The sequence below is a fragment of the Rhodococcus sp. WAY2 genome (assembly GCF_009859915.1).
In the GTDB taxonomy this organism is placed as follows: Bacteria; Actinomycetota; Actinomycetes; order Mycobacteriales; family Mycobacteriaceae; genus Rhodococcus_F; species Rhodococcus_F oxybenzonivorans.
In genome coordinates, this window is record NZ_CP046572.1 from 4,241,831 (window position 1) to 4,264,303 (window position 22,473).

The window sequence follows — 22,473 nt, forward strand, 5'->3', positions numbered from 1 at the left end:
CAACCGGCCCCCACCCGCTCTCGGCGGTGGGGGCCGGTTGTTTCCTTCAGCGTTGCGCGCGCTTGACCAGGCCTCGCCCGATGATGAGCCGCTGGATCTCGCTGGTGCCCTCGTAGAGGCGCAGGAGACGGACGTCACGGTAGATGCGTTCGACGGGGACGTCCCGCATGTACCCGGTGCCACCGTGGATCTGCACCGCCAGGTCGGCGACCTTACCCACCATTTCCGTGCAGAAAAGCTTGGCGACCGACGGCGCGATGCGCCGGTCCTCACCGGACACCCACGCCCGGGCGGCGTCCCGGACGAGTGCCCGCCCCGCCATCACGCCGGTCTGCTGATCGGCGATCATGGCCTGCACCAGCTGAAAGTCGCCGATCGCGCTGCCGCCCTGAGTAGCGGTGGCGGCGTACGCCACCGACTCGTCGAGTGCGCGCTGGGCCGCACCCACCGACAGCGCGGCGATGTGCACCCGGCCGCGCGCCAGCGACGTCATCGCGGCACGGTAGCCGACGTCCTCGCTTCCCCCGACGAGAGCGGAATCAGGCACGCGCACATCGGTGAAATGCACGTCCGCGGTCCAGGCGCCTTCCTGGCCCATCTTGCGGTCCTTCGCGCCTACCTGCACTCCGTCGGCGTCGGCGGGGACGAGGAACACGGCGATGCCGGTGCCGTCCGCGTCTGCGGGGCGGGTGCGGGCGAACACGACGAACAGGTCGGCGAGTGGCGCATTGGTGATGAACCGCTTCTCGCCGTTGATTATCCAGCCGTCGCCGGTCCGCGTCGCCTTGGTGCGCAGTCCCGCGGGGTCCGAGCCCGCGCCCGGTTCGGTGAGCGCGAACGACGCCACCACCTCGCCCGACGCGATGCGCTCGAGCCACGTCTCTTTCTGCTCGTCCGTGCCGAACGCCACCAGCACCTGCCCGGCGATGCCGTTGTTGGTACCGAACATGGAGCGCAGGGACAGCGACGTGTAACCGAACTCCATCGCCAGTTCCACATCCTGCGTCAGGTCCAAGCCGAGTCCGCCCCACTCCTGCGGGATCGCGTACCCGAACAGCCCCATCGCTTTGGCGGCCTCGCGGATGTCCTCGGGGATCGCGTCGGCATCCATGATCTCCTGCTCGCGGGGAACCACAGCGGAGCGAACGAAACTGCGCGTCTGGGCGAGGATGTCCTGAAAATCGTCGTCGCCGACCTGAGATGTGGTCATGGAATCACCGGCCTGCAAAGTTGTCATGAAGTCACTGTCGGATGGTAGTCGCCGCATGTCCAATACGAATCGGACCACGCCGCCATAGGAGATCCCGATGATTCCGACCCGTTCAGGAGGGTTCTGCGCCGATATATTCGGCTGGTGCCGGAACCCCCGAGTGGCGGGAGGGCACTCGTCATGTCGAAAGGACTTCCATGGAACTGCTCGCCAACCGCACCGCCGTCGTCACCGGAGGCACCCAGGGTATCGGCTTCGAAATTGCCCGGACCTTCGTCGAGGCCGGCGCCCGCGTGGTGATCGGTGACCTCGACCTCGACGCCGCCACGGCAGCGGCCGACAAGCTCGGTGGCGCGGACGTCGCCCACGCCGTCCGGTGCAACGTGGTGCACGCCGAGCAGGTCGACGAGATGCTGGGCGCAGCCGTCCAACGCTTCGGCTCGCTCGACGTGATGGTCAACAACGCCGGGATCACCCGCGACGCGACCATGCGCACCATGACCGAAAACGACTTCGACCTGGTCATCGACGTGCACCTGAAGGGCACCTGGAACGGGACGCGCAAGGCGGCCGCCATCATGCGGGAGGCCAAGCGCGGCGCCATCGTCAACATCTCCTCACTGTCCGGCAAGGTCGGCATGGTGGGGCAGACGAACTACTCGGCGGCCAAGGCGGGCATCGTCGGGCTCAGCAAAGCTGCGGCCAAGGAGCTGGCCCATCACGGTGTCCGGGTCAATGCGATCGCGCCGGGACTCATCCGGTCGGCCATGACCGAGGCCATGCCGCAGAAGGCGTGGGACCAGAAGATGAGCGAAATTCCGATGGGGCGTGCGGGCGAGGCCGGCGAGGTGGCGAACGTTGCCCTGTTCCTCGCCTCCGACCTTTCGTCGTACATGACCGGCACGGTCCTCGAAGTCACCGGTGGACGCTTCATGTGACGCGCACCGAACCCTCCCGACATTTCCCCGAAAGGCCATCATGCGTGAAGTCGTCATCTGCGAACCCGTCCGCACTCCCATCGGACGGTACGGCGGCATGTTCCAGTCCCTCACCGCCGTCGATCTCGGTGTCGCTGCTTTGAAAGGACTGCTCGAACGCACAGGGGTCGAGCCGTCCGACATCGAGGACGTCGTCCTCGGCCACTGCAACGCGAACAGTGAGGCGCCTGCCATCGGCCGTGTGGTAGCCCTGGATGCGGGGCTGCCGATCACCGTGCCCGGCATGCACATCGACCGCAGGTGCGGATCCGGTCTGCAGGCCGTCATCCAGGCGGCTATGCAAGTGGCGGCCGGTGACAACGACCTCGTGGTAGCCGGGGGCACCGAGTCGATGAGCAACGCCTCCTTCTATTCCACCGATATGCGGTGGGGCGGAGCACGATCCGGTGTGCAGATGCACGACAGCCTCGTGCGCGCCCGGTCCACCGCGGGCGGCCGCTTCTACCCGGTACCCGGGGGAATGATCGAGACGGCGGAAAACCTCCGGCGCGAATACGGGATTTCACGCACCGAGCAGGATGAGCTCGCGGTGTCTTCGCACACCAGAGCCGTCACGGCGCAGAAGAACGGCATCCTCGCCGAAGAGATTGTGCCGGTGACCGTGCGCAGCCGGGCCGGTGAGCAGGTGATCGACACCGACGAGCATCCTCGTCCCGACATCTCACTCACTCGAATCGCTGGCTGCCCTGAAACCGATTCTGGGCAAGACCGATCCGGAATCCACTGTGACCGCCGGCAACGCCAGCGGGCAGAATGACGCTGCAGCAATGTGTCTCGTCACCACGACGCAGACCGCGGAACGGCTCGGTCTGCGTCCGCTCGTGCGCATGGTGTCCTGGGGCGCGGCCGGTGTCGCACCGAAAATCATGGGTATCGGTCCGGTCCCGGCCACCGAGGTCGCGCTGCGCAAGGCCGGGCTCACCCTCTCCGACATCGACCTGATCGAACTCAACGAGGCGTTCGCGGCGCAAGCGCTGGCCGTGATGCGCGAATGGGATTTCCGCGCAGCGGATCTGGATCGCACCAATGTCCACGGTTCCGGAATCTCCCTCGGTCATCCTGTCGGTGCGACGGGGGTACGGATGCTGGCGAGCCTGGCCCGGGAGCTCGATCGCCGTGACGCGCGGTACGGGCTCGAGACGATGTGCATCGGTGGTGGGCAGGGCCTGGCCGCAGTGTTCGAACGAGTGGCGTAGAAGGCTAATTGCCCTGCGGGCCTGTGGCACGCGCGCGGATGAGTTCGACGAACGCGCGTCCCACGGGCGACAGCGTTTCCGGATCGAAGGCGATCCCGAATCTGCGAGCGAATCTCGGTTCCACTTCGCGCACGATCGCGCGGTCGCGGGCCGACTCCGCGATCGACCTCTCCACCAGGGTGCCGCCGATTCCCGCCAGTACCAAGGGAAGCCGCGCCTCCCGGTGATCGGACAACACGGCCAGGGGCGGCCGTGCCCCTGCGTGACGAATCGCTTCTTCGATTTCGTCGGCGAGGGAGTGACCGCGGGGCACGAACACCATGGGCACCTTGGGAAGTGCGGACAGCGGGACCGGTCCGTCCGGGACCTCGGTGTCGGCGGGATACACGAGCCAGTACTCCTGCTCACCCAGCTCCACCACGTCTAGGCCGTCTTCGTCGAGGGGCAGATGTGCGACGACGAACTCGCAGTGCCCGTCCTCGATCAGGGAGGCGGCCTGTGCTTCGGATTTCAGCTCACCGAACCGCACCGCCACTTTCGGGTAGGCCCGCCGGAATTCGGCGACCAGGTCGACGAGCGGGCCGAGGACCAGGGCGGGAAACGCCATCACGTCGAGGCGGCCGGCGAGTTCTCCGTCGGCGGTGGCCAGCAGATCCTCGACGGCGGTGACGTCGCGCAGGATCTGGCGGCTCGGGCCCACCATGCTTCGTCCGGCGGCACTGAGAACCATGCCCCGGCCGATGCGATGGAACAGTTGCACGCCCAGTTCCCGCTCGAGACCCCGCAACGCCTGGGAGATGGTCGGCTGGGCGACGCCCAGCGATGCGGCGGCACCGCCTATGCCCTCGTGCTCGACGACGGCGAGGAAGTACTCGACCTGACGTAACTCCATGTGCTCAGCCCCTTGTCGACGTGTCGTATGCGCTCGCGACGAACGCTGCGGCCGCCGGCGAACTCGGTCCGGAGCGCTGCACCAGGCCGACGGGGCGGGTCAACCGCGGTGACAACGACCGGATCGTCACACCGCGCAGTTCCTGTTCGGCGACGACACGGGGAAGGACGGTCGCGCCCGCCCCGCGCTGGACCAGGTCCCAGGTGGCGCTCGGATGCGAGCAGTCGACGACGACGTTGTCCGTGTTCTCCCCGAGAAGTTCGAAGATCAGCGCCGCGTCACTCTTGTCACCCAGGTCCTGAATCAACGGGACCTGGCGCAGGGCAGAGCGGGGTACGGGGTCGGGAAGGGCGGCTGCCAGCTGGTCGGGCACGGCAAGTACCAGCTCCTGCTCGCCGATCGGGACCGACAGCAGAGCACTGTGATCCACGGACAGGTCGATCACCCCGAGCTCCGCCTCACCGCGTCGCAACGCCCCGAGGACGCCGGTAGGGCCGTCGCTGTCGATGATGCGGACCGTGATCCGCGGATACTGCCGGCGGAATCGGCGGACCAGTCCGACGATCGGGTCGATCGAGAACGCCGAGTACGTGACCACGTCGACCCGGCCGGATTCGAGTTCACGGACCGCGGCCACCTTCGCCTTCGCCCGTTCGACATCGGTGAGAATGCGCCGCGCCGCCACGTCCAGTGTCCGGCCCGCCTCGGTCAGCTCGAGCCGTCGGCCCGTGCGATCGAACAGGGTTACCCCGAGGCGACGTTCGAGAGTGCGAATGGCCTGCGACAGCGACGGCTGAGAGATGTACAGGGACTGCGCCGCCCTGGTGATTCCGCCGTGATCGACTACCGCGACGAAATAGGTGACGAGATGCAGGTCCACCCGGTCATCGTACGGAAGCCGTGGTCGCGCCCGGCACCACCCATTCGCCGGTGAACGCGGGAGGACGTTTCAGGGCGAACGCCCGGAAGGCGTCCGGTGCATCGGTCGCGAAGTTGACGGCTTGTGCTCGCGCCTCGTTCTCCAGCGCCTCGCGCAGCGACGAGGACGACCCCTGTTCGAGGAGCCGGGCCGACTGCGTCACCGCGACGGGCGGGCCGGCGGCGAGCCGGCGTGCGAGGTCCTGCGTCACCGTCCTCAGCTCGGAAGGTTCGGCGAGCACCGATACCAGTCCGAGAGCGTGGGCCTCGGCGGCATCGACCATCTCGGCGAGCATGACCAGGCGCTTGGCCTGGTGTAGCCCCACGAGCCGGGGAAGCACCCACGACCCGCCGAAGTCGACCGACAGTCCCCGTTTCGCGAAGATCTGACTGAACTTCGCCGTCGTGGAGGCCACCACGAGGTCGCAGAGCAGGGCGAGATTCCACCCTGCACCCACGGCGTAACCCTCCACCTGGGCGATCACCGGCTTCGGAAACTCGGCAAGGGTCGCGGCGACAGAATTGATCGTCCGCATCCGGTCGAGTGGATGCTGTCCGGTCCGTCGTTCGACGTCGGCGCCCGTGCAGAAGTTGCCGCCCGCACCGGTGACGATGACCGCACGGATGTCACGCTCCGCTTCGAGCACACGCAGAGCGCTTCCGAACTCGACGAACGCGTCCAGGGTCAGCGCGTTCATGCGGGCGGGCCGATTCAGGGTCACGGTGGCCACAGCGCCGTCGCGGGTCACCGATACCGTGTCTCCGCTCATCGGCCGGACCACACGGGTGAGCGCTTCTCGGCGAACGCCCGCGCACCTTCCTGCGCATCCTCGGATGCGAACACCGGGTCGAGGTACTGCCGCTGCGCGGCAAACGCGTCGGGGTCGGTGTATCGCGCAGCCATCGCGACTACCTGCTTGGTGGCCCGGACCGCGAGGGGACCGTTGGCGGCGACGCGCGCGGCCAGCGCGCGTGCCGTGGAAAGTGCCTCGCCGGGTTCGGTGAGGTGGTTGACGAGGCCGTGCGCGTGGGCCGTTTCCGCTGTGAGCGGGTCGCCGGTGATCGCCATCTCCATGGCGATCGGGTAGGGCAGCACCTTGGGTAGCCGCAGCAAACCGCCTGCGGCTGCAGCCAATCCGCGCTTCACCTCGGGAATTCCGAACTTGGAGTCCCTCGCCGCGACGATGATGTCGGCCGACAACGCCAGCTCACACCCGCCGGCCAGAGCCCAACCCTCCACGGCGGCGATCAGTGGCTTCGTCGGTGGGGCCTCGGTGAGCCCGCCGAAGCCCCGCCCGGGCAATGACGGGCGTTCGCCGCGGGAGAAGGCCTTGAGATCCATTCCGGCGCAGAATGTCCCGCCGGCGCCGGTGAGAATGGCGATGGTGAGGTCGGGGCGCGCTTCGAACTCGTCGACGGCGGCGGCGAGGGCCTTGGCGACCTCGAGGTCGACGGCGTTCTTCGCTTCCGGGCGGTTGAGGGTGATGACGGCGACGCCGTCGGCGAAATCGGTGAGAACCACGTTCATGGGTGTCCTTCTACGGTGTCGGGGTGATGGGAAGTGTCCAGCGTTCCGGATGGCCGCCGAGCGAGCGGATGTGTCCGCGGTCGGCGAGTACCAGCAGGTGGGCATGCGTTTCGCGAACCGCGAGACGCAGGAGACGGTCGGACATGGAATCGAACGGGCGCGACCACGACACGTTCGTCGAGATCTCCCACGCCGTCGACTCGGGGCGGTCGCGGAGGGCGGCGACGATTTCCGTGAACCGCTCCTCGTGGTGACTCATCAGCTGCTGCGCCCGGTCGGCGATGCCGCGGAAGCGGTACTCGTGGGCGGGGAGCACCAGTCCGTCCGGCATGGTGGTGGTGGCGTGCAGCGAGAGCAGGTAACGGTGCAACGGGTTGTCCAGCTCGCCGGGGATTGTGGAGATGTTGGGGCTGATGCGGGGCAGCATGTGGTCGCCGCTGAACAGCAGTCCGTGGCGTTCGTCCACGAAGGTCAGATGGCCCGGAGTGTGGCCCGGTGTCCAGACCGCCCGCAGATCCCAGCCGGGCAGGTTCAGCGGAGCCCCGTCGTCGAGCACCACGTCGATGTACTCGCCGGGGCCGAATCGGACCAGATCGACACGGGCGGCGGCGCGGACCCCGGCAGGTGCACCGAGCCGGTCGAGCTGTATTTCCCACGTCCGTTCGTCGGCGGTCTCGTCGTCCGGGGTGCGGTGGCCGAGCAGTGTGGCGTCCGCAGCGTGCATCGCGAGGGCGGCGCCGCTCACCTCCCGCAGCCGCGGTGCGAGACCGAAGTGATCGGGGTGCAGATGGGTGACGGCGGCATACCGGACGTCGGTGACGTGGTGCCCCGTCTGTGCGATACCGTCGCAGAGAGCCAGCCATGACTCCTCGGAGTCCCAGCCGACGTCGATCAGCGCGAGTCCGTCGGGGAGTGCCAGTGCGTAGATCAGCACGTAGCGCAACGGGTTTCGGGGCATCGGCACCGGAATTGACCACAAACCCGGGCGCACGCTCTCGACCGGTGGCAGCACCCCGCGGGCCCAGGCCTCGCGCTGAACGGTGCCGACCTCTTCGGTGACGATCACGACGGCACCCCCTCCGCCGCACTGAGGTTTTCGCGTAACGCGCGCTTGAGGACCTTGCCGCCGGCGTTGCGGGGAAGCGAGGTCACGAATCGAATGTGCCGCGGTTTCTTGTACGACGCGAGCCGCCCGGCGCTGAAGGCGAGAAGTTCGGCGACGGTCGGGTCCGCCCCCTCGGCCACCCGGATCACGGCGGTGACGGCTTCACCCCACGTCCGGTCGGGCACACCGATCACGGCGACCTCCGCCACCGCGGGATGCTCGGCCAGCACCGACTCGACCTCGATCGGATACACGTTCTCACCCCCGGTGATGATCATGTCTTTCACCCGGTCGGTGACGAACAGATATCCGTCGGCGTCGAGATGCCCGATGTCGCCGGTACGCAAGAAACCGTCGGAAGTGAAGAGTCGCGCTGTCTCGTCCGGTCGGTGCCAATACCCGGCGACGTTGTTGCGGGAACGGCACACGATTTCGCCGGCCACCCCGGCAGGGAGATCGGCGCCGGTGGCGATGTCCCGGATGGCCAGCTCGACACCCGGCATCGGCGTGCCGGCGGAACGCAGCAGGTAGGCGCGATCACCGGCCGGATCGTGGTCCTCGGCGGTGAGTGCCGTGACCGATCCCGTCGTCTCCGTCATCCCGTACCGCTGCACGAAGGCGCAGCCGAACCGGTCGAGGGCGCGGCGCAACAGGGTGGGAGTGATCGGCGCTGAACCGTACGCGATCAGTTGGAGACTGGACAGGTCGCGCTCGCCGAGGCCCGGCAGGTCCAGCAGCATCTGGATCGCCGAGGGAACCAGGAACGCATGGGTGATGCGGTGTCGTTCGACGAGTTCGGCGACGTGGCCCGCGTCGAAGGCGCCGAGGAGAACCACGTGCACTCCCGCGGAGAGGCTGGTGCTCAGCCACCCGGCCCCGGCGATGTGGAACAACGGCAGGGCGTCGAGGGCCACCGAGTCTGTGCGCCACCGGTAGATCCGCAGCGCCTCGGGCTCGTTGTGGAGATTACGGTGCGTCGCGACCACACCTTTCGGTGCGCCGGTGGTGCCCGACGTATACAGCTGAAGCAACTCCGCGTCCGGATCGTCGCCCAGCCCCGGGTCGGTGTCGCTGCCCGCAGCGACGAGCCGATCCCACCTCCACACCCCCGACAGCGTTCCCTCCGACACGTCGTCGACGAGTACGACGACCAGACCGGGGAGCGCTTCGCGTACTGCTTCGGCCGTCTTCGCGAACTCGGCCTCGACGATCAGCACCTCGAGCGCCGCGTCGACGGCGATCGCCGCAGCCTCGGCGGCGGGCAGGCGCCAATTCAGCGGCACGAACACGAGCCCGGACTTGGCGGCTGCGACGAAGCACTCCGCACCCTCGAGCCGCATCCGCAGCAACGCCCCGACACGTGCACCGGTACCGGATGCCAACGACGACAGCGCTGCCGCGATCCGAGTCGTCCGCCGGTCGAACTCCGCGTACGTGAGGGTGGTGTTTCCCCACGTCACCGCCGGCGCGTCGGGGCGTTCAGTGGCATGATGCCGGACGCGCTGGGGAAGATGCAGCCCACTCACAAATGCTCTCCTCGAAGACTGGGGACCCGACGCCCGGTACCACGTCCCGCCAGTCGACCACCCCGCCGAGCCGGTGACAAAGACGCGTGACCGCACGGACACTTAGCGATCGCCTATGGATGCGGAAAGTCCGAGCCGGTGTGAGGCTTGACACATAGCAACGCTGACATCTAACGTAATTTGTATCACTGTTAAACACAGTGCGCGTTCCCACCGATCCGGTTTTCAGGCGATAGGGGCTCACGTTGGTCACCTGAGTAACGTGTCCGGTCGACGCGCTGGGGCGGAACCGGGTCGAGGCAGTCCGCCTCGACCCGGATAGCTCGTCTGTGTAATCACCTTGGACACAACGGTTTCCACTGATCCAGACCTGCCACCGCCGAAGAAAAGTGATTGACGTCTCACAGCCTAACGGTATAAGGTTTACGCGGCATCGGGGATGCAGCCCGCACTCGATCCTCTCGACCGGCGACAGCCCGCCGTCGAGGGTCGGAACAGTCTCGTCTCCCGACGTCGCCGGACGATGTGCCTCACTGCGAGTCTCCGGCATCCTGACGAACCATCACAGAGGAGTTCACATGAAGCTTCAGGACAAAGTCGCCGTCATCACCGGAGGAGGATCCGGCCTCGGACGCCAGGGAGCGCAGCTGTTCGCCTCGGAAGGAGCGAAGGTTGCGGTCGTCGACATCGACGGCGATCGGGCCGAGCAGACGGCGAAATTGGTTGAGCAGCAGGGCGGAACCGCGATCGCCATCACCGCGGATGTGAGCGACGAGGCCGCGGTCTATCGCAGTGTCGAGACGACTGTCGATCGCTTCGGCAAGCTCGACATCATGTGGGCCAACGCCGGAGTGATCTCCCGTGGGGGTGTCCCGTCGGTGGCGGGGGGTGAGCACGTCGAGTTCCAGGACCTCACGGATGCCGACTGGCAGCATGTTCTCGGAGTCAACCTCAGTGGCGTCGTGTACTCCTGCAAGGCGGCGGTGCCGGCGATGCGAGCCAATGGCGGAGGCACGATCCTGGCAACGTCGTCGGCCGCTTCGTTCGCCGCATATCACAGTATTGCCATGTATTCGGCGACGAAAGCCGGTGTGAACGGCTTGGTTCGCGGGCTCAGTCTTGATCTCGGACGCTACGGAATTCGTGTCAATGCCCTCGCCCCCACACACGGGATGTCTCCGAACTTCCTCATGGGCCCGGGGGCTCCGGTGATCGGTCAGTCCTACGAAGAGACCGCAGGGCCGTGGGATTCCGGTGTCTCGCCGATTCCTCTCAAGCTCCAGCGTCCGCCCTCACTCGTCGACAACGCGAAGGTCGCACTCTTCCTCGTCTCGGACGACTCCGCCTACATTTCGGGTCTGACGCTGCCCGCGACTGACGGCGGAACCCTGTCCCGGGTGGCAATGATGTTCGAAGAGGACGCCCCGAATCCGACTCTCTCCGATGCCTGATGGAGCGTCCGACCATGACCATTCATGCGCAGAAAAGTGCGCCGTCGTTGAAAGTCGACCGATCCGCCTGTGCGGGCCACGGCCTCTGCTACGGAGCGGCGCCCGACATAGTCGACAGTGACGACCAGGGTTATCCCGTCGTCGTTGCCGAACCGGTTCCACAGGAGCTACGAGACCAACTGGGCGCCCTCGTCGAGATGTGCCCCGAACGCGCGCTGAGCGTCGAATTCCCGATTTCGAAAGGCTGAGAAGCAGTGACCACAACCCATTTACCCGAACAGCTCATCGTGGACTTCGATGTCTACGACCAGTCCTTGGCCATGCCCGAGGATGTGTTCCAGGAACGCGCCGCCGCGCTGAGGGCACTCGGCCCGGTCGTGTACTCGAATGCGCACGGTGGGCACTGGATCGTGACACGCTACGAGGAAATCCATCAGATCCTGCGTGATCCCGAAACCTTCTCGAGCTACCCGAACAACCTGGTGAACGCGGGCCAGGGAAAGTTCATTCCGATCGAGCTCGACCCGCCGGAGCACACGTACTACCGGCAGGCACTGCAACCGCTGTTCAGTCCCAAGCGGATGAAAGAACTCGAGCCACGGATCCGAGACGTCATCAATGAGCTCATCGACGACTTCGCGGCACGCGGGGAGGCCGAGTTCATCTCGGAGTTCGCCCATGAATTACCGACTCGGGTTTTCCTCGCCCTCATGGGCTGGCCGCTCGGGGACGCCGAGATGTTCACCAAGACGACAGACGTTGCTCTGCAGGGCATTCCCGGTGGAACGGAAGCTGAATCCGCGAAGGCCCGCGAGGATGCGGCCAACCAGATCTTCGGTTACTTCGGTGCCATCGTGGCCGGCGTGCGTTCGGGTGAGATCACCTCGGACAGCCTGACCGCACAGATCATCAACACCCCGATCGAGATGGAGGACGGGGTACGGCTGCTCACCGACGAAGAGCTGTACCGCATGTTCTTCCTCCTACTCATCGCGGGTCTGCACACTGTCCAGGGGTCACTCGCCTGGGGCATCATCCACCTGGCGAACAATCCGGGCCAGCGCCAGGAAATCGTGGACGATCCCGACACGATCCCGGGCGCGGTCGAAGAGATCCTGAGAATCGAAGCGGCGGTCATCGCCGGCAGGCGGGCAACTCGCGACGTCGAGATCGGCGGAGTCACGATCGCGGAGGGGGACCAGCTCATCGTGCTGCTCTGCTCGGCGAACCGTGACGGCGACGAGTTCGAGAATCCGGACGAGCTGAGGATCGACCGCTCACCGAACCGGCACCTGTCCTTCGGTGCCGGGCCGCACCGGTGCATCGGGTCGCACCTGGCACGAATCGAGCTCAAGCTGGCCATGGAGGAGATCCATAGGAGGCTGCCCGACTACCGCCTCGTTCCGGAGGACCCGCCGATCCTGCATGCGACCCAGGTTCGCGGTTGCATCCGGCTCCCGATCACCTTCACCCCTTCTTCCTGAGGCGACAGAGACAGTTGTCCGTGGTCACGAGGGCCTACGGACAACTGTCCACTCCTTTGGTGTAATGAACAGGCGCAGTCGGAACCGGCCATGGAACATCTGACGTGTATTGTCATTTGTATCGCGGCTGCTCGGGGTGGCCGGTCGGAAATGACGGTGTCTGGAGCGAGGATGGCAAGAAGGAAGAGCGCCGGGGTGCTGAGTCAGGACGCCGATGTCGCACGATCTCAGATACTCGTAGCCGCCCAGACGATGATTCTTCGTTTCGGGATCTCGAAGACCACGATGGAAGACATCGCCAAGGAGGCGGGGGTATCCCGCCCGACCGTCTACCGGTATTTCCAGGACCGCGAGACACTCACCACCGAGTTGATCAGGTGGCGTTCGCGTCAGACACTCGAGCGTGGCCGGAAATTCCTGATGGAGTGTGCGACGTTCGAAGATCGGCTGATCGAAGGCCTCATCTACCTGGTCTACGACGGCATCAACGATCCGATTGTGCGCATTCTCGTCAGCCCGGAGCACGTCGGCGGTGACTCGTGGCTCGAGACCATCCCGCTCGCCACAAGTCTGACCACGGAACTGTGGGGCCCGATCTTCGACCAGGCCAAAGAGAGCGGCGAGATGAGAGCGGAGATCGACACGGATGAGGCATGCTCATGGATCACTCTCGTGCAGCTGATGTTGGCGCCGAGGCTCGACAATTCGGATCCGAGCGATCCGTCCCACCGGCAGATGATGCGGAGATTCGTCCTCCCCGCCTTCCTGCCGTAATCCCCGGTTCCCGAACCTGGCTTAGGTCCGTCTGTTCCGAAGTTGAAGCCGTGTCCCCGAAGGGGGCACGGCTTCGCTGTTCGTGCGGAGACCGTTTCACCTCATAAATCTAATGCCCATAGCCGCGCTCCGCAAAGAAATGCTAGCCGGCGGAAGCTCGAGTGAGTGAAATCGCCTATTCAAGTGCGTATTTCACTATTCGCGTTCTCGCTCTTGCCTCGACGGTCAGTAGGCGTATAACGTATGACGCGGAACGTAATTTGTATCACAGCGTGAAGTTGTGAACCCGGCGCGACCGACCGCTGTGCGATGAAAAATGCTGTCCGCGAGATTATTTGATCAAGTCTTCGCCGATACGCCGCGCGATTCTGGCGTGTGCGAGGCAGGCCGCATGGTCTGGCCGGAAGCAGCAAGTGCTCTGCAATATCCGATCCGGCGTTGAGGCCTGAATACACGGAGGTAATGGTGGGTGTCGAGGTAGCCGTTGAGGGACTGACCAAGTCGTTCGGCTCGCAGAGGATCTGGCAGGACGTCACGTTGACCCTTCCGGCAGGTGAGGTCAGTGCGCTGCTGGGCCCGTCCGGTACGGGTAAGTCGGTGTTTCTCAAGTCGTTGATCGGTCTGCTCCGCCCGGAGCAGGGTTCGATCGTGATCGACGGCACCAACATTCTCGAGTGCTCGTCCAAGGAGCTCTACGAGATCCGGAAGCTGTTCGGTGTGCTGTTCCAGGACGGCGCTCTGTTCGGTTCGATGAACCTGTTCGACAACGTGGCGTTCCCGCTGCGGGAGCACACCAAGAAGTCCGAATCCGACATCCGCAAGATCGTGATGGAGAAGATGGAACTCGTCGGTCTCCTCGGGGCCGAGGAGAAGCTGCCCGGTGAGATTTCCGGTGGTATGCGCAAGCGTGCGGGCCTGGCCCGCGCCCTGGTGCTCGATCCGCAGATCATTCTGGTGGACGAGCCGGACTCGGGTCTGGATCCGGTGCGTACCACCTATATTTCGCAGACGTTGATCGACATCAACGCCGAGATCGACGCGACCATTCTGATCGTCTCGCACAACATCAACCTCGCGCGGACGGTGCCGGACAACATCGGCATGCTGTTCCGTCGGCATCTGGTGATGTTCGGTCCGCGGGAGGTGCTGCTCACCAGTGAGGAGCCGGTGGTCAAGCAGTTCCTTAACGGCACGATGATCGGTCCGATCGGGATGTCGGAGGAGAAGGACGAGGCGCAGATGGCGCAGGAGCAGGCGATGGTCGACGCCGGTCACCATGCCGGTGGTGTCGACGACGTCGAGGGCATCGTCCCGCAGATGAAGGCGACGCCGGGGATGCCGTTCCGGCAGGCCGTGGCCCGCCGGCAGGAACGCGTCCGGCACATCATGCACATGCTGCCCGAGAACGCCCAGATTGCCATCCAGGAAAGTCTCGAAGCCTTCGGCCTCGACGAAGGGTATCTGACCGACGTCGACCAATTTACCTATGGAACAGCGATATACGAGAGAGGAGTTGCACAGTGACGGGCGTAATTGCGCCGATTTTCGTGGACCCAGCGCCGAAAAATCCCCCTGCATCAGAGAAGCGACGGCGACCGCGTGTGTCGATCCAAGCGGTGGCGACATACCTGAAGGGAACACCGATTCGAAGTCTCGCCACGCTGGGCCGGTCGGCCGAACTCGCCGCGAACATTCTGAGACACACCGTATCCGACACGATCGCGCTGCGCTTGCCCCTCGAGGAGGTGACCACTCAGATGTGGAAGCTCCTCAAGGTCACCGCACTTCCCGCGCTGCTGATGGCGGTGCCGATCGGTGCCGAGGTATCGGTCCAAGTCGGTGGAATCATGAACCAGGTCGGTGCCAATTCGCTGGCAGGCGCCGCAAGTGGACTGGGCGTCGTGGGGCAGGGCGCGCCGATGGCGGCGGGACTCCTGATGAGCGGCGCCGCGGCATCGGCTATCGCCTCCGATCTCGGTGCACGCGCGATCCGCGAAGAAATCGAAGCGATCCGGGTCATGGGAATCGACCCGGTCCAGCGGTTGGTCGTTCCGCGGTTCATCGCGATGATCGCCATCGCACCGATGCTGTGCATCGTGATCGTCGCGGCGGGTGTGGCCGCCGGGCTGGTGATCTCGGCGAATGTCAACGATGTGGTGCCCGGCAGTTTCTGGCAGTCGTTCGGTTCCTTCGCGACACCGACCGATCTGGCCTTCTCCGTGCTCAAGTCGGTGATCTTCGCAGCGCTCGTGGTGTTGATCGCAAGCCTCAGAGGTCTCGAAGCGAAGGGCGGTCCGAAAGGAGTCGCCAACGCGGTCAATGCCTCGGTGGTACTCAGTGTCTTCTGCATCTTCATGACGAATCTCGTGATCAGTCAGCTGCAGATGATGTTCTTCCCGGCTCGGTTGGCGTGACGTGAACACACATTCCACGCATCGCGCAGGTTCCGCCGGTGGGGTTCTACTGCAACCGATTCGCTCGCTGGGTCGCGCCGCCACCTCGGGAATCGAGGAGGTCGGGCAGGTCACGGTTTTCGTCGTCAAGACCGTCGCACTGTTGCCCAAAACAGTGAGGCATTATCGCAAGCAGACCATGACCACCATGAACAACATGGCGTGGGGGAATGGGTCGCTCGTCGTCGACGGTGGCGTGGTCAGCCTCATGTTCTTTCTGGGGTTGGCTGTCGGGGCCGTGGTGGCGATTCAGGCGTTCATGGCCTTCGATCTGCTGGGTTTCGGTGCATTGACGGGCATCATCGGTTCGTTCGGAAATGTCAGGGTCATCGCCCCGATCATCACGGGAATCGGATTCGCCGCTCAGGCCGGCTGCCGAATGACTGCGGAGATCGGCTCCATGCGCATCTCCGAGGAGATCGACGCCACCGAATCGATGGGTTTGCAGGCTATTCCGTTCGTGGTTGGGACACGGTTGATTGGGAGCATGCTCATCGTGATTCCCGGCTATTTGATGGCACTGGTGGTCAGTTTCATCACTGGAGGGCTGATTATCAAGACTTTTCATCGACAGCCGTCGGGTACCTACGATCACTACTTCAGTCAGTTTCTCAGTGTCCCCGACCTCGTGGCTTCGCTGCTCAAAGCCGTCGTCACCATGATCCACTGCTACTACGGCTACTTCGCCGGTGGCGGGCCCGCAGGTGTGGGTGCGGCGTCCGGACGGGCGATTCGAGCAAGTCTCGTCGCGATCGTCGTCCTGAACTTTTTGATGACTGTCGCTATCTGGGGTCTGAGTCCCGAGCTGGTGTTCAAAGGATGAGAAAATGAATAGAGCGAGGAGTCAGGACTTCCTGAGGGGGGTGCCCGGACGCCAGGCCCGAGTGCTGCACGCGGCGGGGCTGGGGGTCGTCGCGACGACCTGCGCAGTGATCATCGCTGCCGTCTGGGTGCACCCGGGCAGCGAAGAGCCGGATGGGTTGCCGATCAGCATCGACGTCCCCTACGTAGGACCGGGTGTCGACTCCGGTACGAAGGTGATCCTGCGCGGCGGCGAGGTCGGCGTCGTCACCGGCCTCGAACGCACGGGCGCCGATTCCGTTCGCATGGATCTTCGGCTCGACCCGGATCAGATCGGCGGTCTGACCGATGCATTCGACGTCGACTTCCGGCCGCAGAACTACTTCGGTTCCACAGCCGTCAATCTGGTCGCAATGCCCGGCGGATCCGGCCTGGAGGCGCATCGCGAGCTGGATCGCACGCCCACAGGGGATTACACGATGTCGACCATGATCGAGAAGGGTTCATTGACCGTCGACGGCACGCTCACAGAGTCGATAATCGCCGGCATGGACGAGGTTGTCCGGTATACCGACGGTCTGACACCCATGTTCGATGCCGGGCTGCTACTTGCCGACCGCATCGCGCACACTCAGCGGGCGCTGCCCAGCGACCTGCTCGGGTATTTCAACGACATCCTCGAGGTGTTTCCGGCGTTCAATCGTCAGGCGATCGATTCGCTCACCCATATCTACAACAGCACCTACAATCGACGCCCCGACGGCTCGATCGGGGTGGACGACCCGTTCATGGACGAAACCGACGCCGGTCTGACCCTCGCAGCCGGACAGCTCTTCGGGCAGGCGGGACAGCTGCTGAAATCTCACGGTGACGAACTGACACCTGTCACCGGAGTGGTCGCAGAACTCGCCGGCGTGATACCGCACCTTCACGGCGGTGGGATGCGTCCCGAGCGGCTGCGCGAGGCGCTCGGACGCCTGGACTCGGTGTTCGAGGACAGCGGCGACGGACAGCGACTCAACCTGCGAATCGTCCTGGACGACCTGCCGGGACTGGCGGCGCCGTTGGCGTACCCCGATGCCGCGGCGCTGTCCGGGGGCGGAGCCGGCCGATGAGTAGCCGAACCAGATACATGGTCACCGTCGTCAAGCTCGCCGTCGCAGCCGTGGTGTCCGTCCTGCTGTTCATCATCGTCATCAGTGCGATGAAGAGCCCTGTGGCAGGCGAGACACGCAGCTATACAGCTCAATTCACCGATGTCTCCGGACTGGGTGCACACGGGGACATCCGGACCAAGGGAGTGAGAATCGGCAAGGTGGAATCGGTCGAGCTGATCCGGGAGGGCGGGCGCAGTCTCGCGGAAGTGAACTTCACGATGGAGGAGCAGTATCGACTCACCTCCGACACGATCCTTGCGGTGAAGTATCAAAACCTGACGGGTGTTCGCTACATCGACGCCCAATTTCCCGACAATCCAGGAGAAGTAGTCGATCGACTGCCTGCCGACAAGACGCGGCCTTCGTACGACATCACCGAGTTGTTCAACGGACTGCAACCGGTGCTGTCCACCATGAGCACAGACGACATCAACAGGTTCACGGAAAACGCGATCTCCCTACTACAAGGAGACGGGAATGGATTGTCGCCGATGCTCGAGGACGCGCAGAAGCTCGCCGAACTCGCCCACGACCGTGAGCAGGTCATCTCGACCCTCACTGGCAACCTCGCACGAATTTCCGACAGCATGGGAGGCCGCTCGCCCGAAGTCATCGAGTTCCTGCGTTCGGTGAGTTTCCCCATTGCGAAGGCGATGACGGTCATCGAAGAGTTTCCGAAAACGGCCGCATTCGGCCCGGAGTTCCTGACACCGATCAAGCGGTTGATCGATGCCCTCGGTCTGCAACCGGGACTGGACGTCGAGAAATTGCTCTCCGACGCATTTGCGTCGGTACCGGACACAGCGGAAGCGTTGCGACTCCTGCCGGTCACCTTCGCCGGACTGCAGGTGCCGCAGGCCGCCGTGGCCGGCCCGGACGGCCTCCGGTGTACGAACGGAGTGGCCCAGCTTCCCACCGAGGTCGAGGTCCTGCTCAGGGGAAGCGAGGTCGTCGTATGCAACCCATGAGGTCACGCCATCCCCGACGCCTGGGCCGGGCGATGAACGCTGCGCGGTCGCTGATCGGCCGGGAGGTCGCATTCGGCGCAAGCGTCGTCCTACTGGTTGTGGTTGCGCTCACCACAACCGCCGTACTTTATGCCCATCCCGCAGGGCAACAATCCTTCTCCTTCCGCACTGACGACGCCTCCTCGATCGACCTGGGCCAGGACGTCCGAGTAGCCGGCATCGGCGTCGGAACTGTCACGGACGTATCGATCGAACCGGAGTCCGTACTGGTGACAGCGGAGATCGACGACGAGGTGCCGGTCGGCTCCGACTCCCGAGTCGAGGTGCGCATGCTCACCCCGGTCGGCGGGTACGCGATCACCCTCGTCCCTCTCGGTGATCGACCGCTCGGTGACGCCGCGCTACCCGTCGAGCAAGTCAGCGTTCCGTATTCGATCGGCGATGTGCTCCAGGCCGCGCCGCACACGACCGACAACATTGTGGGTGGCACCGTCGATGCGAACCTCGACGAGGTCGCTCGGGCCCTGCAGGAGAACCCGACATCTCTCGCCTCGATGATCTCGGGACTGACCAGTATTGCGCGCGTGATGGATCACCAACGTGCACAGGTCCGCACGATTGCTGACCTTGCCGCGGAGTATCTCCAAAGCTTCGAGGCCGATCGGGACATGGTGTTCGAATTGATACGCCAGATTGACGTGGTCCTGTCGACGTACAACACCACGCACGCCGGTTTCAACGAGGCATACCGCCTGCTCGGCAACGTTCTGATGACGATTCAGCCCTTCGAGGCGTTCTATCTCGACCACAAGACGGAGGTACTCGCAGCGGTGAACCATGCGAAGGCTGTGATCGACGAGTTCCGGACATCGATGAACCCCGCCCTCGACAATCTTCAGTCGTTGCGCGCTCAGCTCGCCGAATGGCTGACACCCGAAGGACTCGCCGCGATCAAGGGCGGCACACTTCTGGCGTCGGACTTCTGTGTGCCCGTTCCCGGACGGACGTGCTGAGATGACCGACAACTTCGGATCGAGGGTCAAGACGCTGGCTGTAATCTGTGCGGCCGCCGTTGTCGGCGGCGTCGGTGTGGCAGTGGCGACGACGGGAGAACCGGCAGACCGGACGACTTTCTGTGCGTTCATGCCGGACGCAGTCGGCCTCTACGCCGGCAACCCTGTCACCCAGATGGGGTACGAGGTCGGCCGTGTCGAAAGTATCGAACCGCAGGGTGACCACGTGCAGGTCACCTTTTCGCTCGCGAGCGGCCGGTCCTATCCGCACGATGTCAGAGCGGTCACCCGCTCGAAGTCGTTGCTGGCTGATCGGAGCCTCGAATTGGTCGGCAACTACGCATCCGGCCCGATGCTCGAGCCGGAACAATGCATTTCGCTCGAGCACAGCCACACCCCGAAGAGCATCTCCGAAATCGCGGGCTCGGCTGCTGATTTCATCGATGCGATCGCACCGGACGACGGGCAGGAGAGCATTCGGGCGACAGTGCTCGGTCTCGACGAAGCGCTCCGCGGACAGGGGGAGAACGCCGCAGACATGATGAGGCATGCGGCCGCGGCCGCGGCCGATCCGGACAAACTCATCGCCGACATCGGCTCGTCGATCGCGAACATGGCTCCACTGACGGATGAAGCGCTACGTCGGTGGAGTTCGATTCGATCGATCGTGGAGCAGATGCCCGCAGTCGTGGCCGCGGGTATCGATCTGTGGCCCGGAGTCATCGAGGTCTGCGAGGGAATAGGTTGGCTGGTAGCAACTTTGGACGATATCCAGCGAAACTACGGGGCTGACATCTGGCCGTTCGTGCACGGGCCGGCGACCGACGCCCTGAAGCTGGCCGCGACGCGATCGAACGATATCGCAGGCCTGATCTCGACGATACCGTCGGTCATCCCGTTCCTCGCACAGCAGACAACGCGCGACGGCGCGCTCACCATTGGCTATCAGCCACCGACCGTGGCACTGACGACCGCCGGAACCGAGGTGCCGATCACTCGGCTACTCGACCAAGTCCTGGCAGGAAGGAACTGAGATGAACCGGTCGAGAAGAGCGCGTCAGCTTCTGGGCGTGGTATCCGTGAGTGCGGTGGTGCTGACAATGCCGGCATGTTCCCTGGGACCGGACGATCTGCCGTCGGTCCGCGGCGGCGTAGGGGAAACCTACGATCTGTCGCTCGAGTTCACCAGCGTGATGAATCTGCCTGCCGGCGCCGACGTCGTGATGGACGGACTTCGGGTCGGGGAGGTTCGTTCCCTCCAGGTATCCGAATCAACTGTGACCGTGTCGGCGGGAATCAGCAGCGGCACACGCATTCCCGCCGATGCGAGGGCGATCGTCCGACAAGACACTTTGCTGGGTGACACGTACATCGCCGTCACCGATGACGGCGAGAAGAACTCGACCGGATATCTGCCCGCCGGCGGCACGATCCCCGTCGAGCGCACCATCTCGCCACCACAATTGGAGGACACCATCGCCGTGCTGGCGAACTTCGTCAACGGCGGCAGTATCCAGCGGATCGAGGACGTGATGGCCCGGGTGAACTCCGTGGTGCCGCCGCTCCCGGCCGTCCGCGACGTGGCGTCCGTGGCGGCGCTGGACATGGACGACCTCGCTACGCGGACGCAGGAGATCGATCGGATGTTGACGGGGCTGAACGAGACAGCACTGTCCTTCGACGACCGCACCGACGCCCTATCCGCCATCTTCGACAGTTCCAGCGTGCACTACTGGCGGCGACTCGCGATCTCGGTCGTGTCCCACATCGGCCAGATCCTGCCGTCGGTCGGCAGCGTCTACGAAGGCGGACTGTGGATGGTTCCCATGCTGAACTCCCTGGCCGACACGGGAGACGTGGCTCGGGGAGTCTGGGACGAGGCGCCGGACACGACCGTCGTGTTGTCGCGCTTTCTGCGTAACAGACTGGTGCCGTTCGCCCAGAAACCGTCCGTTGAGATCGAAGGTATCGAATCTGCCGGGGGAGACCAGATCGTGGCCGACGCGGAGAACCTGCTGCGCATGCTGGGAGCGGTGAAATGACTGTCAAGACGCCGTTGTCGATACTCGGCATGGTGGTGATCGCCGTGCTGTCGTTCCTCTACATGGACCGGGCGGGTTTGCATGTAGGCCGGTTCGAGGAGGTGCGCACTGCCACGCTGGACGTGCCGGACACCAACGGACTCGTGGTCGGCTCACGTGTCTTGCTGCGGGGGGTGGCGATCGGGCACATCAGCGACATGACGGCCTCTGCGGATCACATCGAGGTCTCATGGAGTTACGAGAGTGATCGGTCGATCCCCGCCGACAGCGAGTTCCGCGTCGACAATCTGTCGGCACTGGGCGAACCGTATCTCGCCGTGCTGCCCTCTTCCGACGCGGGACCGTATCTCGGGGAAGGAGACACCGTCCCGGCGTCGCAGGTGGTGGTGCCGACGACGTTCAAGGAGCTCTCGGAGCGCCTGACCAGACTGCTCGAACAGGTGGAGCCCGCGCGGGTACAGGCGATCTTCGACACGATCGACGTGGCATTGCCCGACGACTTCGCGGTCCTGAACAATCTGACGCGTGCCGGCGAGTTGCTCGCAGCGACGCTCACCCAGCAGTCCGACAATCTCACGACGCTGTTCGACACGCTGCAACCGTTGCTGATGGAGAGCACTACCGTCCCGGAGGGTTTGCGGGGTGCGACACCGATCGTCGCCGAATTCGGAAGCGGGTTCCACGACGTGCTCGGCGGAATCCGGTTCGCCACCGAGAAGGGCCCGCTGCGCGACGGGATCGCCTATGGAGCAAGTCCTTTCATCGGGGAGTTGCAAACCTTCCTCGACCGCACCGCCCCGGATCTTCAGGTGATCGGAGTGAATCTTCTCCCCTCGGTCCAGGCAGGAGCGGCCGCGATGCGGACCGTCGACGTGGGGCGGCTACTCGACAATGTGATGGCGTCCACCACTTCCGGGGATGCTCTGACAGTCCATCTCAGCCCTTCCGGACCGTAAA

At 64.6% G+C, this 22,473-nt stretch carries 21 protein-coding genes and 1 pseudogene; 15 read left to right on the top strand and 7 right to left on the bottom strand.

Features of this window, described 5'->3' with window-relative positions:
* Positions 1-46 precede the first annotated feature (46 nt).
* The gene (locus GFS60_RS19465; RefSeq protein WP_159927357.1) at positions 47-1,210 is read right to left on the bottom strand and encodes an acyl-CoA dehydrogenase family protein; all 1,164 of its coding nucleotides are present in this window, start codon (positions 1,208-1,210) and stop codon (positions 47-49) included.
* Positions 1,211-1,407: 197 nt separating this feature from the next.
* Between GFS60_RS19465 and fabG the strand changes: the two genes are divergently transcribed.
* Together fabG and GFS60_RS19475 are read left to right on the top strand one after the other, a co-directional pair.
* On the top strand, positions 1,408-2,148 hold the full coding sequence (gene fabG / locus GFS60_RS19470) for a 3-oxoacyl-ACP reductase FabG (RefSeq protein WP_159923750.1): 741 nt from the start codon (positions 1,408-1,410) through the stop codon (positions 2,146-2,148).
* A gap of 40 nt (positions 2,149-2,188) precedes the next feature.
* Positions 2,189-3,404, top strand: a pseudogene (locus GFS60_RS19475) (acetyl-CoA C-acetyltransferase).
* A gap of 4 nt (positions 3,405-3,408) precedes the next feature.
* Here GFS60_RS19475 and GFS60_RS19480 read toward each other — a convergent pair.
* Genes GFS60_RS19480 through GFS60_RS19505 form a run of 6 tightly spaced genes read right to left on the bottom strand, consistent with a single transcriptional unit; the run spans position 3,409 to position 9,373 of the window.
* A complete protein-coding gene (locus GFS60_RS19480) occupies positions 3,409-4,296 on the bottom strand; it encodes a LysR family transcriptional regulator (RefSeq protein WP_159923752.1) in 888 nt (295 codons plus the stop codon).
* A gap of 4 nt (positions 4,297-4,300) precedes the next feature.
* Positions 4,301-5,176, bottom strand: coding sequence for a LysR family transcriptional regulator (locus tag GFS60_RS19485; RefSeq protein ID WP_159923754.1), 876 nt, complete (start codon positions 5,174-5,176; stop codon positions 4,301-4,303).
* A 4-nt stretch (positions 5,177-5,180) separates the two neighbouring features.
* The gene (locus GFS60_RS19490; RefSeq protein WP_159923756.1) at positions 5,181-5,984 is read right to left on the bottom strand and encodes an enoyl-CoA hydratase/isomerase family protein; all 804 of its coding nucleotides are present in this window, start codon (positions 5,982-5,984) and stop codon (positions 5,181-5,183) included.
* Positions 5,981-6,742: a crotonase/enoyl-CoA hydratase family protein gene (locus tag GFS60_RS19495; protein ID WP_159923758.1), complete on the bottom strand. Its 762-nt coding sequence runs from the start codon at positions 6,740-6,742 to the stop codon at positions 5,981-5,983. Before GFS60_RS19495 ends, GFS60_RS19490 begins: the two co-directional genes overlap by 4 nt.
* A gap of 10 nt (positions 6,743-6,752) precedes the next feature.
* Positions 6,753-7,808: an MBL fold metallo-hydrolase gene (locus GFS60_RS19500; RefSeq protein WP_159923760.1), complete on the bottom strand. Its 1,056-nt coding sequence runs from the start codon at positions 7,806-7,808 to the stop codon at positions 6,753-6,755.
* Entirely contained in the window at positions 7,805-9,373 is a 1,569-nt protein-coding gene (locus GFS60_RS19505; protein WP_159923762.1) for a long-chain-fatty-acid--CoA ligase, read from the bottom strand. Before GFS60_RS19505 ends, GFS60_RS19500 begins: the two co-directional genes overlap by 4 nt.
* Before the next feature lie 578 nt (positions 9,374-9,951).
* Between GFS60_RS19505 and GFS60_RS19510 the strand changes: the two genes are divergently transcribed.
* From GFS60_RS19510 to GFS60_RS19570, 13 genes are all read left to right on the top strand, one after another.
* Positions 9,952-10,824: an SDR family NAD(P)-dependent oxidoreductase gene (locus tag GFS60_RS19510; RefSeq protein WP_159923764.1), complete on the top strand. Its 873-nt coding sequence runs from the start codon at positions 9,952-9,954 to the stop codon at positions 10,822-10,824.
* Between the two features lie 14 nt (positions 10,825-10,838).
* A complete protein-coding gene (locus GFS60_RS19515; protein WP_159923766.1) occupies positions 10,839-11,072 on the top strand; it encodes a ferredoxin in 234 nt (77 codons plus the stop codon).
* A gap of 6 nt (positions 11,073-11,078) precedes the next feature.
* Positions 11,079-12,308 (top strand): cytochrome P450, encoded by a 1,230-nt coding sequence (locus GFS60_RS19520; RefSeq protein ID WP_159923768.1) that lies wholly within the window; start codon positions 11,079-11,081, stop codon positions 12,306-12,308.
* Between the two features lie 171 nt (positions 12,309-12,479).
* Complete coding sequence (locus GFS60_RS19525) at positions 12,480-13,082, top strand: TetR/AcrR family transcriptional regulator (protein ID WP_109333665.1); 603 nt, start codon at positions 12,480-12,482, stop codon at positions 13,080-13,082.
* Positions 13,083-13,544: 462 nt separating this feature from the next.
* Positions 13,545-14,606 carry an ABC transporter ATP-binding protein gene (locus GFS60_RS19530; RefSeq protein WP_317765005.1) on the top strand — a complete coding sequence of 354 codons (1,062 nt, stop codon included), beginning with the start codon at positions 13,545-13,547 and terminating at the stop codon, positions 14,604-14,606.
* An 83-nt stretch (positions 14,607-14,689) separates the two neighbouring features.
* The gene (locus tag GFS60_RS19535) at positions 14,690-15,496 is read left to right on the top strand and encodes an ABC transporter permease (RefSeq protein ID WP_159927359.1); all 807 of its coding nucleotides are present in this window, start codon (positions 14,690-14,692) and stop codon (positions 15,494-15,496) included.
* A gap of 49 nt (positions 15,497-15,545) precedes the next feature.
* Positions 15,546-16,358 carry an MlaE family ABC transporter permease gene (locus GFS60_RS19540; protein ID WP_159927361.1) on the top strand — a complete coding sequence of 271 codons (813 nt, stop codon included), beginning with the start codon at positions 15,546-15,548 and terminating at the stop codon, positions 16,356-16,358.
* A gap of 4 nt (positions 16,359-16,362) precedes the next feature.
* A complete protein-coding gene (locus tag GFS60_RS19545; protein WP_159923772.1) occupies positions 16,363-17,451 on the top strand; it encodes an Mce family protein in 1,089 nt (362 codons plus the stop codon).
* On the top strand, positions 17,448-18,461 hold the full coding sequence (locus tag GFS60_RS19550; protein ID WP_159923774.1) for an MlaD family protein: 1,014 nt from the start codon (positions 17,448-17,450) through the stop codon (positions 18,459-18,461). Before GFS60_RS19545 ends, GFS60_RS19550 begins: the two co-directional genes overlap by 4 nt.
* Positions 18,458-19,474, top strand: coding sequence for an MlaD family protein (locus GFS60_RS19555; RefSeq protein WP_328799781.1), 1,017 nt, complete (start codon positions 18,458-18,460; stop codon positions 19,472-19,474). Before GFS60_RS19550 ends, GFS60_RS19555 begins: the two co-directional genes overlap by 4 nt.
* Position 19,475: 1 nt before the next feature.
* A complete protein-coding gene (locus GFS60_RS19560; RefSeq protein ID WP_159923776.1) occupies positions 19,476-20,507 on the top strand; it encodes an MlaD family protein in 1,032 nt (343 codons plus the stop codon).
* A gap of 1 nt (position 20,508) precedes the next feature.
* Positions 20,509-21,516 (top strand): MlaD family protein, encoded by a 1,008-nt coding sequence (locus tag GFS60_RS19565; RefSeq protein ID WP_159923778.1) that lies wholly within the window; start codon positions 20,509-20,511, stop codon positions 21,514-21,516.
* A complete protein-coding gene (locus GFS60_RS19570; RefSeq protein WP_159923780.1) occupies positions 21,513-22,472 on the top strand; it encodes an MlaD family protein in 960 nt (319 codons plus the stop codon). Before GFS60_RS19565 ends, GFS60_RS19570 begins: the two co-directional genes overlap by 4 nt.
* The last annotated feature ends 1 nt before the right edge of the window (position 22,473 follow it).

Bases quoted from the DNA above. Each gene is read 5' to 3' on its own strand.
- GFS60_RS19515 (WP_159923766.1), top strand. From the start codon at position 10,839: ATGACCATTCATGCGCAGAAAAGTGCGCCGTCGTTGAAAGTCGACCGA.
- fabG (WP_159923750.1), top strand. From the start codon at position 1,408: ATGGAACTGCTCGCCAACCGCACCGCCGTCGTCACCGGAGGCACCCAG.
- GFS60_RS19555 (WP_328799781.1), top strand. From the start codon at position 18,458: ATGAGGTCACGCCATCCCCGACGCCTGGGCCGGGCGATGAACGCTGCG.
- GFS60_RS19525 (WP_109333665.1), top strand. From the start codon at position 12,480: ATGGCAAGAAGGAAGAGCGCCGGGGTGCTGAGTCAGGACGCCGATGTC.
- GFS60_RS19560 (WP_159923776.1), top strand. From the start codon at position 19,476: ATGACCGACAACTTCGGATCGAGGGTCAAGACGCTGGCTGTAATCTGT.
- GFS60_RS19495 (WP_159923758.1), bottom strand. From the start codon at position 6,742: ATGAACGTGGTTCTCACCGATTTCGCCGACGGCGTCGCCGTCATCACC.
- GFS60_RS19465 (WP_159927357.1), bottom strand. From the start codon at position 1,210: ATGACCACATCTCAGGTCGGCGACGACGATTTTCAGGACATCCTCGCC.
- GFS60_RS19570 (WP_159923780.1), top strand. From the start codon at position 21,513: ATGACTGTCAAGACGCCGTTGTCGATACTCGGCATGGTGGTGATCGCC.
- GFS60_RS19565 (WP_159923778.1), top strand. From the start codon at position 20,509: ATGAACCGGTCGAGAAGAGCGCGTCAGCTTCTGGGCGTGGTATCCGTG.
- GFS60_RS19510 (WP_159923764.1), top strand. From the start codon at position 9,952: ATGAAGCTTCAGGACAAAGTCGCCGTCATCACCGGAGGAGGATCCGGC.
- GFS60_RS19480 (WP_159923752.1), bottom strand. From the start codon at position 4,296: ATGGAGTTACGTCAGGTCGAGTACTTCCTCGCCGTCGTCGAGCACGAG.
- GFS60_RS19490 (WP_159923756.1), bottom strand. From the start codon at position 5,984: ATGAGCGGAGACACGGTATCGGTGACCCGCGACGGCGCTGTGGCCACC.
- GFS60_RS19550 (WP_159923774.1), top strand. From the start codon at position 17,448: ATGAGTAGCCGAACCAGATACATGGTCACCGTCGTCAAGCTCGCCGTC.
- GFS60_RS19530 (WP_317765005.1), top strand. From the start codon at position 13,545: ATGGTGGGTGTCGAGGTAGCCGTTGAGGGACTGACCAAGTCGTTCGGC.
- GFS60_RS19545 (WP_159923772.1), top strand. From the start codon at position 16,363: ATGAATAGAGCGAGGAGTCAGGACTTCCTGAGGGGGGTGCCCGGACGC.